Here is a 14,576-nt window from a genome sequence, read left to right as displayed (position 1 = left end):
AAACCCGTCAGGTCAGACCGATTTGAGCGTTGCCGCCCCCCCGAATTCGAAGCCACGATCGAGGGCGAAAACCGGCTCTCACAGAAAGATGTGACTGTGAGATTGGGCTACGCAATCTGGATAACACCCGGGTTAAATATCTTCACGGCATGCCGTTGCGCGGTCCCCCCACAAATCCATGCCCCTAAGAGGACCCCAGTTTCAGAGGGGGAATATGTCGGGGATGTCTCTGCTCTCAATGTCGCGCATCGATCATCAGCGGGCGGAGCCTACGCTCCAGCGCCACCGCGTCACCATCCGCAAGCGAACCCTTCCGTTTCTGAAACCTTTCGGCGGGACCGGCATCACGGCATCGCGTCGTCACCACGGCGAGCGCGACAGTGTCACGACGAAGCGGGCGTAACGCCCTCAGTGCCTTGGTTCACACGGGCAGCGGCTCGCAGCGCCACCGCGTCACCATCGCCAGCCGTCGCGCGCATCACGTCATCTACGGTCGCAGGCTGCTACCGTTACGCGCGCCATCGTCACGGCGCGGACAGGCGCGGCATCACGTCATCGCGCCACCACCAGCCGTCGCGGCTGACTTCAGTCGCATCGGTCACAGACAACCGGACAGTGCCCGTTAGCACTTCGTTAACCTGTCGGGAGGACCATCACCTCCGTCCCATCTGGGACACTGCGTGCAATGAGACCACGGAGCCGTCACCGTCCCCAACCCCCCGGTGATGGCTCCGACCAGCACGCCAAGCATTGGGCATCGCTAACCGACAGCGGACGGCATCACGGCATCGCGCAATCACCACGCGGCGGCGGCAGGCAGCGCGCAAACGACGGGCCACGCGAGCGTCGAGCCGTCGTATCACGTCCACCACGTCATCGAGCGCGTCCCATCGCACCGGGCGATCAGACTGCGGTGCAGGAGACGGTATGTGCAGAGGGCTCAGTCGTTCAGAGATGAGCACGCGGCAATAGCCATCCCATGATCTTCTCATGCGGATCGCGACGACTGCGGACGAATGCTTTCTCGTTCTGCTGAGCGGCGGTCCTGGCGAATTCAGAAATCCCCTCCATAGACTGCCGTTTATCCTTCGGAAGCTTCGCCCATTGGCGAATGATCTTCCGGCGGGCTTCGCGTTGCTTTTCCCTTACGTCATGCATCGGCACGCTCCTTGAAGTGGATTGTTCCGGCTCGGCCTAGTATTATGCGATAATACCATAATTATTATTTCGGCGCGCCGACATACGAACACCCTGTGTTCGCGTCGCGCGGTCCCCCCATTTCTTTCCCTCTCTCAGAGGACCCCAGCCCCGATTGGGTCCAGAGAGGCCCCCAATCGCAATGGGGACATCGGTCGGTCGCTTCATGTTGCCGCCATTTTATCTCAAAAGAAGAGGCCGCCTGCGTTGCCACAGGCGGCCCAAGTCTAGGGAGGAAACGCCCAAGGAGGGCAGCGATAGCGAGGTGGCTACCGCATGCCCCTAGCTAAGACGATCGTGATCAGCGGCTCAATTAACGTAAGGGATGACGGACCTATACGAACGTTTATGGCGCTCGCCCCTTGAGGCCGAGCACTTCCGCACTGGTGCCGCACGCCGATCATCCGCGTGGGTCAGCATCGCGGTGTGCCCTATTGTCGGTTCGTTGTGACCCTGCCGACGTTGCGACCGCCCGCATCATAGATCGTCGTCGCGTTGCCGGTCGTCGTCTCCCGGCTGATGACCCGGCCACGGCTGTCGTAGTTCGTGACCGTGCCCTGGCTGTCGGTCGCCGACCGAACGACGACCCTGCCGGAAGCGTCGTAGATCGTGCGCTGTTGCGCCTGCGCTGCGCCGATCATCGTGAGCATCAACAGCGCCAGCACGATCGTCTCGGTCATTGGTCGCATCATCTGGTGATCGTAACAGAAGCGGGTGCAGACCGTCTCGGGCGTCGTCGACAGACCCGCAGGGACGCCCCGTGATGCGTGTCTGCCCCGTCGCGCATCGAACGACACGCCCAGCCCGCAGACGCACCAGCGAACGCCCCTGTGAAACGAGGGAATTGCAACTACAGCGCAGGGCTAAAGCAGAATGCAAGCAACCAATGCAGGCCGCGTATAAGTAGAATTATGCACAGCTATCGGTCGCTCAGCGGATCGCGACACAAATGACGACACTAAAGTCACATCGCATTGATTTATAAAGGGTTTTTGTTGCCAAACACTTCATGCGCAGTGGTTGGAACGGCGTATGTCGTGCTCTCCCCGGGGAGCGATGCACTATTGCCCCCGTCGCCTTGCGGATGGCTGATGCGCGCGCCCGGTTGGGCAACACGCACCACCACAAGACTTGGCGCACAGACCCCGGGCGCCAGGACGACACGATCTGGCCGTACGTGGATCACACCGGTCGTGCGTGCGACGTGCTTCGCTCACGGCTGCCCGCCCTGCGATCACCTTCGCACCAGTGTGGCCCACGTCCACCGCCGCCCGGCCCGCGTTCGTGACGATCGCGATACGCCCCTCTTCCTTGGGCCGAAGTGAGGCAACACATACGCCGTTTCCGAATTCTTATAAAGCGAATTATTTTCGTTGAAGGCGATTGACAGCGTTCTGCCCTGAGTTCGGTGTTTTGCCCGTCGGGCAAAACTCGATAAGCACGATCACCGACAGCGATCGGGCGCGAGAAATCTTCTTACACTGTCCAGAAATACCGACCAGGCCGGCTCGGTCCCCAGCAAGATATGATTGGGGCTCTCGAGCGGAACGAATGTTGCGCCTTTAATCCGAGCAGCGAGTTCCTGCCCCTCCGTGAACTTTACGCTCGCGTCGGCACGAGCGTGCAACACCAGGGTCGGCGTTCGTACATCCTGCAGCAGATGCCGCACATCGATTTCGCCGAAGATATTCGTAAGCTTGAAGGCGTTCTGCGGCGACGTCGTAATCCGCTGCAGATCGTTGAACCACTGCGCCTGCTCGGCATTTGCTTCAGGAATGAAGAGGGACGTGAATATCTGGCGAAACACCGGACTTTCTTGCCCCCACCCCTCGAGGACCAGAGTTGTCAATGCCTCCCGGCGGGCCACGTTTGACGGGTCCTGATGGCGCCAACCCTTTGCGTATCCGCCATAAAGAACGAGATGACTGACACGCTCCGGGTGCTTCACGGCGTAGGCTATCGAGATCGCGCAGCCCTGAGAAATGCCAAGCAGGGGAAAACGTTCGAGCCCCGCCGCATCGACGACCGTCTCGAGATCACGCACGAAGGCGTCGAAGGAGATGTCGAAGACATCCCAGTCCGACAAGCCCGTACCGCGTTCGTCGTAGCGCAGGAACGTGTTGTCGCGGCTCAACGCCTCGATCCAGTGCTGCCAGACCGGGCTCGCAAAGTCGAATTCCAGATGATTGAGCCAATTGGCGGCTTTCACCAGCGGCGGCCCGGCGCCGACCGACGCATAGGCGATGCGCACCCCGTCGCGCGCGGTGCAGGTTCGAACGTTCTGCTTGAGCTGCCTCGGCGAAGCCGCCGGCTCAGCGGCGGCCACATCCCCGGGCGGCACCCGATGCTGCGACCGATGTCGCAGGAGTTGCTGGTAGAGCGCCCTCGTCTCCTGATCCGGCTCGACGTTGAGCTCTTTGCGCAGGATCGCCTCGCAGCGCTTGTATTGCCGCAACGCCAACGCGGTCTGCCCCTGCTCGGAGTAGAGCCGCATCAAGGCGCAATCCACCTCTTCCTGCAACGGATCGATCGCCAACAAACGGAGCGCCAACGCGATCGCCTCCTCCCGTGCGCCGATAAGCTGTAATTCCCGCAGCAGCGTATGGAAGGCAGAGGTGGCGACGGCGCGCAATCGGGTCCGCTCGCCCAATAACCACTCGTCGAAAAGATCGGACCGCGCGTTCAGTCCCTCGAGAAAGGGGCCGCGATACAACTCCGCTGCACGTTTCAAATTGGCGATGGACGGATCGGATACTGCATCCTTGAATTCGACGACGTCGGTCGTGACGGCGCCGATATCGAAGCCAAGCAGGTCGTGATCGGCGGACAGCGGCAGCTCGGCGCAATCATGTCGCAGCATGCTGATGCATTGGCGCAAGCTTTGTCGCGCAGCGTCCTCGTGACTGTCGGGCCAGAGCAACGCCGCAAGCCGCTCACGAACATGGACGACCCCAGGGTTCATGGCCAGAAATGCCACGAGGGCCTGCGCCTTCTTGTTGCGCAAGGTGACCGGCCCGCCCCGGTCCATGGAAAACGAACCAAGCAAGGTCAACCGCGGCATTCCCACCCTCTCGGCATCAAATGGCGCAATTCTAGCAGCCTCGACCGCGTTTTTGACGGTTTTTTCACGCCTGCCCTGACGAGCCGCTCACCGCCGTCCTCTAGAAAGGAGACAACGCGCTACCCGGCGCACATTTGAAAAGGCACAAACACGTGACCCTGATTTCCCTATCCACATCAAGCCTCGCGGCGCCCTTCGGGCGCCGAGGCATTCCGCTGCTTCTCGCGAGGTTCCGGCGCCTGCTGAACGGTTGGATCGCCGCCGCCATTGCCCATCACGAGCGCCGGGCGGCGCTCGTCGCCCTGCGCCCGCTGGACGACCGGGCGTTGAAGGATGTGGGTCTCTATCGCGGCCCGTTCGATGACCTCATCGAACGCGCTGCACGGTCTCGATGGAGCCGCTTCTGGCAGGCGTGAGACGACCACATCAGTTCAATTCGATCCTCGCCAAAGACCAGGAGAAGATGATGTCTATCACGATTCAAAACGGGCCAGGTACAGCACCCACTCGCCCCTTCGCGCTGGCGATGAAGTCCGCGGCCCTCGTCTACGGGACCAGTGCCTATTTGATCTTTCTGGGCACGTTCCTCTATGCCATCGGCTTCGTCACGCAATATATCGTGCCCAAGACCATCGACACCGGCGCGCCGACCTCGCTAACCAACGCGCTCGCCATCAATCTGCTGTTGCTATCGACCTTCGCGGTTCAGCATAGCGGCATGGCGCGGCAGGGGTTCAAGCGGCTGTTCGCGCGCTTCGCTTCGCCGGTCATCGAGCGCTCCAGCTACGTGCTGCTGGCAAGCCTGACGCTCTTGCTGCTGTTCTGGCAATGGCAACCGATTCCGACGGTCATCTGGAACATCGAGTCTCCCGCCTTGGCCGGGCTCGTGATTGCGGGCGAGTTCCTGGGCTGGCTGATTGTGCTCTACAGCACATTCCTCATCAGCCATTTCGAACTGTTCGGCTTGACACAGGTTATCAGCCATTTCGCCGGCCGGCTCACCGCGCCCGTCAAGTTCAAGTCGCCGGGCCTGTATCGCCTCATCCGCCACCCGATCTATCTGGGGTTCATCATCGCCTTCTGGTCGACACCGGTGATGACGCTCGGACACCTGATATTCGCATCAGTGACAACGACCTATATCTTCGTCGGCATCTGGCTCGAGGAGCGCGATCTGGTGGCGCTCTTCGGCGACGAGTACCGAAAGTATCGGGAGCGCGTCGCGATGCTGTTGCCGGGCCTTTTCTGAACAGATTGGAAAGGCACCATCGTGACCGGACAGGATTTGATCGATCGTGCAAAAGCCTTCGTCGCGGCAGTCGCCGCGGCGAAGCCCCGCCAGACCGTCGAGGCCTTTTATGCCGATGATATCGTGCAGGAGGAATTTCCAAACCTTCTCCTGCCGCAGGGCGCAGTGCGCGATTTCATCAACTTGCGAGCGTCTTACGACAGATCCCGTTACATCCTTGCCTCGCAATCGTTCGAAATCGTCAACGCCCTTGCGTCAGGCAATTGCGTGGTGATGGAGACGATCTGGACTGCAACACTGGCGGTCGGCGTCGGCAAGCTTGCTCCCGGCGACACTATGCGCGCCCGTTTTGCGCAGTTCTTCGAATTCCGTGACGGGCTGATCTTCAGGATTCGCAACTACGATTGTTTCGAGCGAATCTAGTCCGTAGGGTGAGTTACGCCTGTCGACTGAGCTTCGCACGGCCGAAAGGCTAATCCACCCTGCAGGCCGTCATGCCAACCGTTCGATCACGAGATCGAGCAGCGCGCGCAGGCGCGCCAGACGCCTGAGATCGCGGTGATAGCCGACAAACGTGTCGCGGCCGGGCGGCGTTGCGCCGATGTCGAGCGCGACGAGACGGCGATCGCGGTCGCCGAGGGGGCGTGGCAGCACGGCGAACCCGCCGCCGCCGGCACACAGCTCCGCCTGCGCCTGGCGGTTGTTGCTGCGCGAGGCGATCTCCGCATTCGGCAGCGTGCGCTTCAACCAGATCGCATCTGGCATGTCGGCGAATTCGGCATTCATGGTGACGACACGGGCGCCGCTTCCGTCGCCGGCGCGCGGCGGCTTGCTGCCCTTCCTGCCATACAGCGCGTAGGGAATGTGGAGCAGCTTTCTCGATATTACCTCGGGCTCGCTGAACGGCTTGATGCGGAAGACGAGATCGGCCTCGCGCCGCGGCAGGCTATAGAGGCGCGCATCGGTCAGGAGCTCGACGATCACCTTGGGATGGCGCTTGCCGAAGGCGGCGATCACCGGCGACAGCATCACCGTGCCGAACCAGTCCGACGACGACAGCCGCAGCATGCCGTCGAGCTGCGTCTCCGCACCCGAGGCGTGGCGCTGAAGCGCGAGCGCCTCCTCCTCGATCCGCTCGGCGTGGCGCAGCACGGCGGCGCCCTCGTCGGTCAGCACAAAACCATCGGCGGTGCGCTGGAACAGCGTTTGTCCCAGCGCGGTTTCGAGCGCGCGAAGCCGCCGCCCCATCGTCGGCTGGGTCTGGCCGATCTTGCGCGCGGCAGCTCCGAGTGTGCCTTCGCGCGCAATCGCCAGGAAGATGCGCAGATCGCTCCAGTCCATCGAAATGACCCCATACAGAAATGCACGATCATCGTACATTCTTGTTCCTTCTCATGCAAAATTTCATGAGCATATTGGAGGCCGACAACGGAGCAAGACGATCATGACGAGACAATCGACGATGCGGGCTGCGATCCTGGAGACCCACAACGCGCCGCTGCGCCTCTCAACCGTCTCCACGCCCGAAGTCGGCCCGCGCGAGGTGCTGGTGCGGGTACGTGCGAGCGGGGTCAATCCGCTCGACACAAAGATCCATGCCGGTGCGGCGGCGCATGCGCGTCATCCGCTGCCCGCCATTCTCGGAATCGATCTCGCCGGCGTGGTCGAGCAGACCGGGCGCGACGTGACGCGGTTCAAGCCGGGCGACGAGGTCTATGGCATGACCGGCGGCGTCGGCGGCGTGCCGGGATCGCTCGCCGAGTTCGCCGCGGTCGATGCCGACCTGCTGGCGCCCAAGCCCGCCAATCTCAGCATGCGCGAAGCGGCCGCCCTGCCGCTGATCTTCATCACGGCCTGGGAAGGCCTGATCGATCGCGCGGCGCTGAAGGCCGGCCAGAAGGTGTTGATTCATGGCGGTGCCGGCGGCGTCGGCCATGTCGCGATCCAGATCGCGCGCGCCATCGGAGCAGACGTGTTCGCGACCGGCTCGGCAGCGCAGCGCGCCACCATCGAAGGCTTTGGCGCGACATTCATCGAACGCGACACTGCGATCGAAGCTTACGTTGCAGAGCATACCGGCGGCCGCGGCTTCGACATCGTCTACGACACCGTCGGCGGCAAGGTGCTCGATGCATCCTTCGAAGCCGTGCGCCGTTTTGGCCATGTGGTGAGCGCGCTGGGCTGGGGCACACACGCGCTTGCGCCGCTGTCGTTCCGCGCCGCCAGCTATTCCGGTGTGTTCACGCTGCTGCCGCTGCTATCCGGCGAAGGCCGCGCGCATCACGGTGAGATCATGGCGGAGGCAACGCGCCTGGTTGAAGCCGGCAAGCTCGCGCCGCTGGTCGATGCAAGGCGCTTCACGCTGGAGAGTGTTGGCGATGCCTACGCTCTGATCCGGGATCACGCCGCCAAGGGCAAGCTGGTCGTCGACATCTGAGGTGAGGCTCGTAGCCCGGATGGAGCTGTCTGCTGCACCCGCCGCTAGTCCTCGCTGGCCGCCGCGGAGCGGTTGCGCAAGTAAGCCTGCGACAACAGGAAGAACAGTGCGCGCTCGCCATGATATTTGGCGGACGGCCGGGTGCGCTCGAAGCCATCGGCAAATATCTTGCCGGACTGGCACACCTGCCATCGCCAGCCAAACCGCTTACGCCTGGTGATGATCACTTCAAACATGCCGACGGGCTTGGTCCCCTGCTTCTGCCTGTCTCGCAAGGGATGCGCCTGCTCCGGCCTCCCCCGTTAGACGGATGCCCGACATATAGCGCAGCAGGACGGAAAGAGAATAAAATTGATTATCGGAAATCCGTATCTTCCACCGGCTATGACGAAGTCGCGACGCTTGCGGAATAAGCCTGTGCTGGCGGTGTTAATCGATTCCTTCAACGCTGCTTGCAACGCTGCTTGCAACGCTGCTTGGTAGCGCTGGCAAAGGTATTCAAGTCGGAACACAAGACGCGTATGCCCGGTAAGCGAACGCTCACCGGGCATTCACGCCGCAGCTCAGCGGCCGACTCGCGCCTGGAGATGCGCAGGATAGCGGTCGCCCTGCACGGCTACCTTGGACAGCACCCCTGCAATTGCAGTGAGGTCCGCGTCCGACAGCGTCACCGCAGCCGCGCCAAGATTTTCCTCGAGCCGGTGCAGCTTGGTGGTGCCGGGGATCGGCACGATCCACGGCTTCTGCGCGAGCAGCCAGGCCAACGCGATCTGCGCCGGAGTCGCTTTCTTCATTGCGGCGATCTCGCCGAGCAGATCGACGAGGGTCTGATTGGATTTGCGTGCGCTGGATGAGAAGCGCGGCACGATGTTGCGGAAGTCGCTCGCATCGAACGTCGTGCTCTCGGTGATCGCGCCGGTCAGAAAGCCCTTGCCGAGCGGGCTGAACGGAACGAAGCCGATGCCGAGCTCTTCCAGCGTCGGCAGGATCTCCTGCTCCGGCTCGCGCCACCACAGCGAATACTCGCTTTGCAATGCGGTCACGGGCTGCACCGCATGGGCGCGGCGAATGGTCTGCGCGCCCGCTTCCGACAGGCCAAAATGCAGCACCTTGCCGGCCTGGATCAGGTCCTTGACCGCGCCCGCGGTCTCCTCGACCGGCACGTCGGGATCGACGCGGTGCTGGTAGAACAGATCGATGCGATCGGTCTTGAGCCGCTTCAGCGCAGCCTCCGCCACCGCCTTGACGTTGGCGGGCCGGCTGTCGAGCCCGGCCTCGACCTTGCCGCCCTTGAAGCCGAACTTGGTGGCGATCACGACCTTGTCGCGGAATGGCTGAAGCGCCTCGCCGAGCAGCTCCTCGTTGGCAAAGGGCCCATAGGCCTCGGCGGTGTCGAAGAAGGTCACACCGCGCGCGACGGCGGTCCTGATCAGTGCGATCGCCTGCGACGTCTCGGTCGCCGGGCCATAACCGTAGCTCAGGCCCATGCAGCCGAGGCCGAGGGCCGAGACCTCGAGGCCGCTCTTGCCCAATGTTCGCATCTGCATCGTCAGCTCTCCCTGAGGTTCATGTTCGGCAGCGAATTTAGGCCACGCACCGGCCTGCGATTAGATGATAAAATCGGTATGTACTGATGAGATGGATTCATGAATGACCCGCACCAACGTCAATGACCTCCTGGCCTTCCTTGCGGTCGCGCGCGAGCGCAGCTTTACCCGCGCGGCAGCCCAGCTCGGTGTGTCACAGTCGGCGCTCAGCCACACTGTGCGCGGCCTGGAGGAACGGCTCGGCCTGCGGCTGCTCACCCGCACCACCCGCAGCGTCGCGCCAACGGAAGCGGGCGAACGTCTGCTCCGCAATGTCGGGCCGCGCTTTGCGGAGATCGACGCAGAGCTGTCGGCGCTGACCGCGCTCCGCGAGACGCCGGCGGGCACCATCCGCATCACCACCGGCGAGCACGCCGCACAGACGGTGCTGTGGCCGGCGGTCGCAAAGCTGCTGCCGCGCTACCCCGATATCAAGGTCGAGCTCGTCGTCGACTATGGCCTGACCGATATCGTCGCCGAGCGCTACGACGCCGGCGTGCGCCTCGGCGAGCAGGTCGCCAGGGACATGATCGCGGTGCGGATCGGGCCGGAGATGCGCATGGCCGTGGTCGGCGCGCCCGCCTATTTCGCCGCGCGGGGCAAGCCGAAGCTGCCGCAGGATCTCACCGAGCATAATTGCATCAACCTCCGCCTGCCGACCTATGGCGGGATCTATGCCTGGGAGTTCGAGAAGCGCGGCCGCGCGATGAAGGTGCGGGTCGACGGCCAGCTCGTGCTCAACACCGGCCTGCTCAGGATGAATGCCGTGCTGGCGGGGCTTGGTCTTGCCTATATCCCCGACGATCTCGTGAAGCGCGAGATCGCCGACGGCCGGCTGATCCGCGTGCTCGCCGACTGGTGCGCACCGTTTGCGGGCTATCACCTGTATTATCCGAGCCGTCGGCAGCCGACGCCGGCGTTCGCCGTGCTGGTGGAGGCGCTGCGCTATCGGAAGTGACGGGGCGCGGCCCTCCTCCTCGTCATTGCGAGCGCAGCGAAGCAATCCAGAATCTTTCCGCGGAGGTACTCTGGATTGCTTCGCTGCGCTCGCAATGACGGTGGGGAAACAGCTGCGCGTCGAAACGGCGCTCTCGTGCCCCGGACGCGGCGCAGCGCTCCTTCAGCGGTGCGCCGCTGAGCCGGGGCCCATCTATCGAGATATGTGCTTGTGGCTTCCTGGGTCCCGGCTCTACGGAGCGGCATTGCATGCCGCACCGCGTCCGGGACACGAGACTAGCGCGCGACGACTTCCACTTCGCCGTCGACGCCGTTGACGACGTTGAAGCCGCGCTCGTAGACCTTGCCCTCGTTCTTGGCGATGGCGCGGTATTCGCCTTCGGAGAGCACGACGCGCGGGAAGGCGCCGATCGATTCCTTGATGACGTCGCCGCCGGGGGTCAGCACCGACCAGGCGGTGTTGGCGAGCGCCTCGCCGCCCCTGTCGCTGACGAGCTTCAGCGTGATCACGGCGGCGCGGTGGGTGATGGTGACATCGGTGAGCTTCCCGGCCTGGACGCGGATGTCCGAGCGCACCACCGAATTGGCGTCGCCATAATTGGAGATGATGTAGTAGGTGCCCTCCGGGATCAGCACGACGTCGCCGGCGGCGACGTTCGGGACCAGCGAGGCGCGCTCGCCGGACTCGAACTGGCTGCCCTTGTAGATCGCGAACGAGATCTGGTTCTGCGGAATGCGGCTGGTGCCGACGCGCCCCTCGATGCGCAGGCCGCCGGCCGGCAGCACGAAGGATTCGCGGTCGGTCTCGGCCTTCAGGCTGACGGTGCGCACCGCACTGACGAGGCCGAAGGCGACGTGCACGACGTAATTCCCCGGCGGCAGCACGATGTTCGGCGTGGCGTTCCGATCCTCGCGGATCAGCTTGAAGGTGCCGTTCTCGTCAGGACGGTCGGCAAACACGCGCCAGACCAGGCCGCTGGTGATCGCGGGTGTGTCCTTGCCGTATTTCGCGGTCAGCGACAGAACGCCCTGGCCGGGCACGGCCGCGTTGAGCGGCGGGGCCGCCGGCACGGTGCTGACCGCGGGCGGCGGCATGCTGGGCGTGTTCGGCTGCAGCAGGGTCGGCGGCAGGCTCGGCGGGGCAGCGCCCGGGCCGGTGGGGGGCGCGAGGCTGACTGCGCCGCCGGGGTCGGGCACCGAGGCGGGCGGCACCGGGGGCGGACGATCGGAGAAAAGCTGCGCCAGCGCAGCATTTTGGCCAAGGATAGAGAGGCAGGCAGCAAGAAAAAGCGTCGGCAGCAGCGATGTGCTGCGCCGCCATCCGATGATGCCGTCACCCCCGAGAGTCATGCCACCTGCTTTTCACCGAAAACGCGGCAAATTCAAGCCTCCGAATCCCCAAGGAATACCGCCCGATACGGTTCTTTGGAACCCGGTTGACGCCTGCGTGATTAAACGGGAGGCAGCCTCTCCTCGCCACACTCCTGCCCCCTGCTTCCCCGAACGGTATAAACCATGCTTTGCCCTCGTTCTGGCGGAGCGGAAGTACGGCGCCTACTCTGCTGTGAGGGCTGGCCCGGGGTAGGAGGGTTTCGGTGCTTGATATCTTGAAGGGTCGGGGCGCGAACGGCTCCAATGGAGAGAAGGTCGGTCTTGGCAGCGTGCGACGGCCGGTCATTGGCTTGGCGCTCGGCGGTGGCGCGGCGCGCGGCTTTGCCCATATCGGCATCCTCAGAACCCTGGCCGCCAATGGCATCGTGCCTGACGTCGTGGTCGGCACCTCGATCGGCGCCGTGGTCGGCGGCCTCTATGCAGCCGGCCGGCTCGATACGCTGCAGGAGTGGGGACGCAGCCTGCAGGGGATGCGCAACATCCTCGGTTATCTCGACATCCGACTGAGCGGCTCCGGCCTGATCGGCGGTGAGAAGCTGGCGACCCGGCTCGAGGATGCGGTCGGCCAGACCCTGATCGAGGATCTTCCGATCAAGTTCGCCGCCGTCGCAACCGAGGTCCGTACCGGCCACGAGATCTGGCTGACGCGCGGGCGCGTGGTCGACGCCATGCGCGCCTCCTACGCCCTGCCCGGCATCTTCTCGCCCGTCCTGATCGGTGACCGCTGGCTGGTCGACGGCGCGCTGGTGAATCCGGTGCCGGTCTCGGCCGCCCGCGCGCTCGGCGCCGAAATCGTCATTGCCGCAAATCTTTCCAGCGACATCTTCACCCATTCCACGACGATCTATTCGCACGGCGCGGTGCCCGAGACGGTCCCGCCGGCGGCGGAGGCGACCACGGCGAAGCGGCGCTTCCCGCGATTGTTCTCGCCCGAGAAGACCATGAAGCGCGAGTTCTTCGGCGGCGCCGGACGGCCCGGCATCTCCTCGGTGATGGTCGACGCCTTCAACATCATGCAGGACCGCATTACCCGCGCGCGCCTCGCCGGCGATCCGCCCGATCTCCTGATCACGCCGCGGGTCGGTCATTTCGGCTGGTTCGACTTCCACCGCGGCGAGGATCTGATCGCGCACGGCACGCGCGCCGCCGAGCGCGCGCTGGAGTCGATCCAGGAGGCGATCGAGGTGCTCGCGCCGGCGCCCGCGGGCAGCGCGCCCAAGGCGGGCGAGCCCAAGGCAGACGAGTGAGGCCGACGAGTAAGGCCGCTCAGGCCGTCTTGATGTAGTCGCGCAGGGCTTCCTGCTCGGCCTCGTATTCCTGGACGCGGCGCTTGACGATGTCGCCGATCGAGATCAGGCCGACCACCTTGCCGCCGTCGACGACGGGCAGATGCCGGAACTTGCCGGTGGTCATCGTCTCCATGAGTTCGGCGACCGTGTCGGTCTCCTTGCAGGTCACCACCTTGCGGGTCATGACCTGAGAGACCGGCTCCTCCAGCGCGACGGCGCCGCGCTCGCCGATCACGCGCACGATGTCGCGCTCGGACAGGATGCCTTCGAGCCGGCTCTGGTTCATCACCAGCACCGCGCCGATCTTCTTCTCGCCGAGCAATTTGACCGCGGCAGCCAGCTTGGCGTCGGGCTCGACGCTCATGATCTGGTGGCCCTTGGTGTTGAGAATGGAACGTACCGTCATTGTCGGCCTCCCTGAATCGGATCCGTCCGCATTTCGCGGACCGGACTTGTTCGTCGAGTCTTCAACTAACAGTTTAGGCGCCGGTTGCACGCTGAGGCGCTTCGCGAAGCATCGCCGCTAGCGGCTTGTCGCTTCGGAACATTCTTCTCGGGAATGATGGATGAATTCGGGCGGCGCCGCAAGCGCCGCTTCAAATGCGGTTTGAAATGTCCTGTGATGACGCATCCGCAGCATCGTTTCGCACGCGCGGCACGGGATCGAACAGCGCGAACAGCAGAAGGCCCGCGAAGAAGCCGCCGATATGCGCCTGCCAGGCGACGCTCGTGGTTTCGGAATCGACGCCGATCGCGCCGACGCCGAAGATGATGTTGACGCCGAACCAAACGGCGAGGAAGCCGACCACCCGCCCGTCGCGCAGTGCGCGCGACAGTGGCAGTGCCGGAACCCTTGCGGCGGTATCGGCGTCTGATCGGCTGAACGACAGGAAGCTGCCGCGGACAAAGGCAAAGCGGATCGCCGCCGCCATCGCGCCGGACACCGAGGCCGAGGCGCCGATCATCGGCGCCACCGCGTGCTCATGGGTGACGAGATGGGCGAGCGCGCCGGCCGCTGCCGTCACCGCGAGAAACAGGAAGAACCTGATCGCGCCGAAGCGCCGCGCCAGCGCGCTGCCGAACGGCAGCAGCCACAGCACGTTGAAGCCGAGATGGGTCAGATTGGCGTGCAGCAGCGAATAGGTGACGAAGGTCCAGACCTTGGCGCCGGCCCCGCCGGGGATCTGCAGGTTGAGCAGCGAGGAATCGTAACGTTTCGGGATGAAGCCGAAGACGTCGATGGTCCAGTTCTCGAGCTCCGGCGGCAGCAGCACCCGCAGATGGATCACCGCCAAAAGGAGGATATAGGCGGTCAGCGCGACCGGCAGCGTCAGGATCGGCTCGCGCGGAGCTTCCTCGACAACGGCCGGTATCTCCGGCGGAAAATCTTGCGGGGAATCCAAGGCAG

The 14,576-nt window shown here is 64.0% G+C and carries 16 protein-coding genes; 7 read left to right on the top strand and 9 right to left on the bottom strand.

The window, feature by feature from the left end:
• Window positions 1-238: 238 nt before the first annotated feature.
• Complete coding sequence (locus AB7G19_RS16780; RefSeq protein ID WP_354122516.1) at window positions 239-403, top strand: hypothetical protein; 165 nt, start codon at window positions 239-241, stop codon at window positions 401-403.
• Window positions 404-948: 545 nt separating this feature from the next.
• Here AB7G19_RS16780 and AB7G19_RS16775 read toward each other — a convergent pair.
• The 3 genes from AB7G19_RS16775 to AB7G19_RS16765 form a co-directional block, all read right to left on the bottom strand.
• Window positions 949-1,158 (bottom strand): hypothetical protein, encoded by a 210-nt coding sequence (locus tag AB7G19_RS16775; RefSeq protein WP_011087399.1) that lies wholly within the window; start codon window positions 1,156-1,158, stop codon window positions 949-951.
• 470 nt (window positions 1,159-1,628) lie between these two features.
• Window positions 1,629-1,877 carry a hypothetical protein gene (locus tag AB7G19_RS16770; protein WP_354102295.1) on the bottom strand — a complete coding sequence of 83 codons (249 nt, stop codon included), beginning with the start codon at window positions 1,875-1,877 and terminating at the stop codon, window positions 1,629-1,631.
• Window positions 1,878-2,641: 764 nt separating this feature from the next.
• Window positions 2,642-4,258: an alpha/beta fold hydrolase gene (locus AB7G19_RS16765; protein ID WP_354096242.1), complete on the bottom strand. Its 1,617-nt coding sequence runs from the start codon at window positions 4,256-4,258 to the stop codon at window positions 2,642-2,644.
• A gap of 152 nt (window positions 4,259-4,410) precedes the next feature.
• Here AB7G19_RS16765 and AB7G19_RS16760 point away from each other — a divergent pair, with 152 nt between their 5' ends.
• Genes AB7G19_RS16760 through AB7G19_RS16750 form a run of 3 tightly spaced genes read left to right on the top strand, consistent with a single transcriptional unit; the run spans window position 4,411 to window position 5,930 of the window.
• A complete protein-coding gene (locus AB7G19_RS16760; RefSeq protein WP_166340950.1) occupies window positions 4,411-4,674 on the top strand; it encodes a hypothetical protein in 264 nt (87 codons plus the stop codon).
• 50 nt (window positions 4,675-4,724) lie between these two features.
• Complete coding sequence (mddA, locus tag AB7G19_RS16755; protein ID WP_207794761.1) at window positions 4,725-5,507, top strand: methanethiol S-methyltransferase; 783 nt, start codon at window positions 4,725-4,727, stop codon at window positions 5,505-5,507.
• Window positions 5,508-5,528: 21 nt separating this feature from the next.
• Window positions 5,529-5,930 carry a nuclear transport factor 2 family protein gene (locus AB7G19_RS16750; protein WP_038944930.1) on the top strand — a complete coding sequence of 134 codons (402 nt, stop codon included), beginning with the start codon at window positions 5,529-5,531 and terminating at the stop codon, window positions 5,928-5,930.
• Between the two features lie 69 nt (window positions 5,931-5,999).
• Here AB7G19_RS16750 and AB7G19_RS16745 read toward each other — a convergent pair whose 3' ends face one another.
• Window positions 6,000-6,848 (bottom strand): LysR family transcriptional regulator, encoded by an 849-nt coding sequence (locus tag AB7G19_RS16745; RefSeq protein ID WP_166353227.1) that lies wholly within the window; start codon window positions 6,846-6,848, stop codon window positions 6,000-6,002.
• A gap of 103 nt (window positions 6,849-6,951) precedes the next feature.
• Between AB7G19_RS16745 and AB7G19_RS16740 the strand changes: the two genes are divergently transcribed.
• Entirely contained in the window at window positions 6,952-7,944 is a 993-nt protein-coding gene (locus AB7G19_RS16740; protein ID WP_346283366.1) for a zinc-dependent alcohol dehydrogenase family protein, read from the top strand.
• 44 nt (window positions 7,945-7,988) lie between these two features.
• On the opposite strand, the gene AB7G19_RS16735 is transcribed toward AB7G19_RS16740, so the two are convergent.
• A complete protein-coding gene (locus AB7G19_RS16735; RefSeq protein ID WP_014494328.1) occupies window positions 7,989-8,219 on the bottom strand; it encodes a hypothetical protein in 231 nt (76 codons plus the stop codon).
• Window positions 8,220-8,507: 288 nt separating this feature from the next.
• Window positions 8,508-9,491 carry an aldo/keto reductase gene (locus AB7G19_RS16730; protein WP_231142216.1) on the bottom strand — a complete coding sequence of 328 codons (984 nt, stop codon included), beginning with the start codon at window positions 9,489-9,491 and terminating at the stop codon, window positions 8,508-8,510.
• Window positions 9,492-9,594: 103 nt separating this feature from the next.
• Between AB7G19_RS16730 and AB7G19_RS16725 the strand changes: the two genes are divergently transcribed.
• The gene (locus AB7G19_RS16725; RefSeq protein WP_166342404.1) at window positions 9,595-10,488 is read left to right on the top strand and encodes a LysR family transcriptional regulator; all 894 of its coding nucleotides are present in this window, start codon (window positions 9,595-9,597) and stop codon (window positions 10,486-10,488) included.
• Between the two features lie 275 nt (window positions 10,489-10,763).
• Here AB7G19_RS16725 and AB7G19_RS16720 read toward each other — a convergent pair whose 3' ends face one another.
• On the bottom strand, window positions 10,764-11,837 hold the full coding sequence (locus tag AB7G19_RS16720) for a hypothetical protein (protein WP_166342405.1): 1,074 nt from the start codon (window positions 11,835-11,837) through the stop codon (window positions 10,764-10,766).
• A 245-nt stretch (window positions 11,838-12,082) separates the two neighbouring features.
• Here AB7G19_RS16720 and AB7G19_RS16715 point away from each other — a divergent pair, with 245 nt between their 5' ends.
• Complete coding sequence (locus AB7G19_RS16715) at window positions 12,083-13,126, top strand: patatin-like phospholipase family protein (protein ID WP_063982500.1); 1,044 nt, start codon at window positions 12,083-12,085, stop codon at window positions 13,124-13,126.
• Between the two features lie 19 nt (window positions 13,127-13,145).
• Here the strand turns inward: AB7G19_RS16715 and AB7G19_RS16710 are convergent, their stop codons facing one another.
• On the bottom strand, window positions 13,146-13,574 hold the full coding sequence (locus AB7G19_RS16710; RefSeq protein ID WP_166342406.1) for a CBS domain-containing protein: 429 nt from the start codon (window positions 13,572-13,574) through the stop codon (window positions 13,146-13,148).
• 190 nt (window positions 13,575-13,764) lie between these two features.
• Window positions 13,765-14,571, bottom strand: a complete 807-nt coding sequence (locus AB7G19_RS16705; protein WP_166342407.1) for a rhomboid family intramembrane serine protease — start codon at window positions 14,569-14,571, stop codon at window positions 13,765-13,767.
• Window positions 14,572-14,576 lie beyond the last annotated feature (5 nt).

Source organism: Bradyrhizobium sp. 215_C5_N1_1 (genome assembly GCF_052075935.1).
GTDB lineage: Bacteria > Pseudomonadota > Alphaproteobacteria > Rhizobiales > Xanthobacteraceae > Bradyrhizobium > Bradyrhizobium barranii.
This window is presented reverse-complemented; position numbering and strand designations above follow the sequence as displayed.

Coding starts and splice junctions, on each gene's coding strand:
- AB7G19_RS16780 (WP_354122516.1), top strand. CDS start 239: ATGTCGCGCATCGATCATCAGCGGGCGGAGCCTACGCTCCAGCGCCAC.
- AB7G19_RS16775 (WP_011087399.1), bottom strand. CDS start 1,158: ATGCATGACGTAAGGGAAAAGCAACGCGAAGCCCGCCGGAAGATCATT.
- AB7G19_RS16770 (WP_354102295.1), bottom strand. CDS start 1,877: ATGACCGAGACGATCGTGCTGGCGCTGTTGATGCTCACGATGATCGGC.
- AB7G19_RS16765 (WP_354096242.1), bottom strand. CDS start 4,258: ATGCCGCGGTTGACCTTGCTTGGTTCGTTTTCCATGGACCGGGGCGGG.
- mddA (WP_207794761.1), top strand. CDS start 4,725: ATGTCTATCACGATTCAAAACGGGCCAGGTACAGCACCCACTCGCCCC.
- AB7G19_RS16745 (WP_166353227.1), bottom strand. CDS start 6,848: ATGGACTGGAGCGATCTGCGCATCTTCCTGGCGATTGCGCGCGAAGGC.
- AB7G19_RS16740 (WP_346283366.1), top strand. CDS start 6,952: ATGACGAGACAATCGACGATGCGGGCTGCGATCCTGGAGACCCACAAC.
- AB7G19_RS16730 (WP_231142216.1), bottom strand. CDS start 9,491: ATGCAGATGCGAACATTGGGCAAGAGCGGCCTCGAGGTCTCGGCCCTC.
- AB7G19_RS16725 (WP_166342404.1), top strand. CDS start 9,595: ATGACCCGCACCAACGTCAATGACCTCCTGGCCTTCCTTGCGGTCGCG.
- AB7G19_RS16720 (WP_166342405.1), bottom strand. CDS start 11,837: ATGACTCTCGGGGGTGACGGCATCATCGGATGGCGGCGCAGCACATCG.
- AB7G19_RS16710 (WP_166342406.1), bottom strand. CDS start 13,574: ATGACGGTACGTTCCATTCTCAACACCAAGGGCCACCAGATCATGAGC.